This window comes from Streptomyces anandii JCM 4720 (assembly GCF_014650655.1).
GTDB lineage: Bacteria > Actinomycetota > Actinomycetes > Streptomycetales > Streptomycetaceae > Streptomyces > Streptomyces anandii.
The window spans coordinates 358,436-360,725 of sequence record NZ_BMVJ01000006.1; the positions used below are offsets into that span (position 1 = coordinate 358,436).

2 protein-coding genes and 1 pseudogene are annotated in these 2,290 nt (G+C 71.5%); all 3 read right to left on the minus strand.

The annotated features are described in order from the left end of the window. The coding region (locus IE249_RS14285; RefSeq protein WP_229858429.1) for a sulfate adenylyltransferase subunit 1 at positions 1-1,237 on the minus strand (1,237 nt) is incomplete at its 3' end. 2 nt (positions 1,238-1,239) lie between these two features. Further along, positions 1,240-2,184 (minus strand): sulfate adenylyltransferase subunit CysD, encoded by a 945-nt coding sequence (gene cysD, locus IE249_RS14290; RefSeq protein WP_189705182.1) that lies wholly within the window; start codon positions 2,182-2,184, stop codon positions 1,240-1,242. Continuing rightward, positions 2,181-2,290: pseudogene (locus tag IE249_RS37210) on the minus strand (adenylyl-sulfate kinase); the annotation flags it as partial. The gene cysD and the pseudogene IE249_RS37210, both read right to left, overlap by 4 nt.

Genomic DNA, 2,290 nt, shown 5'->3' on the forward strand with positions numbered 1-2,290 from the left:
TGGGGTCGATCAGGATGAACGAGCCGGTGCGGCGCGAGTCGGCGTAGGAGTCGACCGGCAGCGGCTCGGCGGTGCGGATCTTCACCCGGCCGATGTCGTTGGCGGCGAGCCGGCCCGGGTGCGGGTGCAGGGACAGGTCGTCGAGGGTGAGCCGGGAGGGGATGTCCTTGACGATCGCCTTGACGGTGCGGGTGCCGTGCTTGAGCAGCACCCGGTGGCCCACGGTCAGCGCCTGGTCGGCGACGTGGCAGACGGTCGCCTCCACGTCCTGGGTGGTGGCGGGCGCGTCCTTGGCGGGCACGATCAGGTCGCCGCGCGAGACGTCGATGTCGTCCTCGAGCAGGATCGTCACCGACTGCGTCGTCCACGCCACGTCGACCGGCTCGCCGAGCAGGTCGATGCCGGAGATCCGCGTGGTGCGGCCCGAGGGCAGCACCACGACCTCCTCGCCGACGCGGAAGGTGCCGGCCGCGATCTGGCCCGCGTAGCCCCGGTAGTCGGGGTGCTCGGCGGTCCGCGGCCGGATCACGTACTGCACGGGCAGCCGCGCGTGGCAGTGCGCCAGGTCGTGGCTGACGGGCACGGTCTCCAGGTGCTCCAGGACGGTCGGGCCGCCGTACCAGTCCATGTTGGCGCTCGGCTCCACCACGTTGTCCCCGGCCAGCGCCGAGATCGGGACGGCGGTGACCTCGGGGACGCCCAGCTCGGTGGCGTACGCCGTGAACTCCTCGGCGATCGCGGCGAACACGGGCTCCTCGTAGCCGACGAGGTCCATCTTGTTCACGGCGAGGACCACGTGCGGCACGCGCAGCAGGGCGGCGATCGCCGCGTGCCGGCGGGTCTGCTCGACCACGCCGTTGCGGGCGTCGACGAGGATCACCGTCAGCTCGGCGGTGGAGGCGCCGGTGACCATGTTGCGCGTGTACTGCACATGGCCCGGGGTGTCGGCGAGGATGAAGCGGCGGCGCGGGGTGGCGAAGTAGCGGTAGGCCACGTCGATGGTGATGCCCTGCTCGCGCTCGGCGCGCAGGCCGTCGGTGAGCAGCGCGAGGTCCGGGGCCTCCTGGCCGCGGCTCGCCGAGGCGCGCTCGACCGCCTCCAGCTGGTCGGCGAGGACCGACTTGGAGTCGTGCAGCAGCCGGCCCACCAGGGTGGACTTGCCGTCGTCGACGGAGCCGGCGGTGGCGAACCGCAGCAGGGTGGTGGCCGAGAGCTGCTCGGTGGTGATCGTGCTCATCTCTAGAAGTACCCCTCGCGCTTGCGGTCCTCCATCGCGGCCTCGGACATCTTGTCGTCGGCGCGGGTGGCGCCGCGCTCCGTGAGGCGGGAGGCGGCGATCTCGGCGATCACCTTCTCGATGGTGTCGGCGTCGGAGTCGACGGCCCCGGTGCAGGACATGTCACCGACCGTGCGGTAGCGCACCAGGCGCCGCTCGACGCTCTCGCCGTCCTTCGGGCCGCCCCATTCGCCGGCGGTGAGCCACATGCCGCTGCGGGCGAACACCTCGCGCTCGTGGGCGTAGTAGATCCGCGGCAGTTCGATGCCCTCGCGGGCGATGTACTGCCACACGTCCAGCTCGGTCCAGTTGGACAACGGGAAGACGCGCACGTGCTCGCCGGGGGCGTGCCGCCCGTTGTAGAGGTTCCACAGCTCGGGCCGCTGGCGGCGCGGGTCCCACTGGGAGAACTCGTCGCGCAGCGAGAACACCCGCTCCTTGGCCCGCGCCTTCTCCTCGTCGCGCCGGCCGCCGCCGAAGACGGCGTCGAACTTCTCGGCCTGGATCTTCTCGGTCAGCGGTAGCGTCTGCAGCGGGTTGCGGGTGCCGTCCGGGCGCTCCTTGAGGACCCCGCGGTCGATGTAGTCCTGCACCGAGGCCACGTGCAGGCGCAGCCCGTGCCCCTCCACGGTCCGGTCGCGGTACTCGAGGACCTCCGGGAAGTTGTGCCCGGTGTCCACGTGCAGCAGCGCGAACGGCACCGCGGCCGGCGCGAACGCCTTGAGCGCCAGGTGCAGCATGACGATGGAGTCCTTGCCGCCGGAGAACAGGATCACCGGGTTCTCGAACTCGCCCGCCACCTCGCGGAAGATGTGCACCGCCTCGGACTCCAGCGCGTCCAGGTGCGAGAGGGTGTACGGGCTCCGGGTGCCCTCTTCGCCCTCAGTGACCTTGGCGACGGTCGTCATGCCAGTCCCCTTTCGCTGAGCAGGGCGTACACCGACGCCGCGGACTCCGGCACGCTCTGGTGCTGCGACTCGATCCGCAGGTCCGGCGCCTCGGGCTCCTCGTACG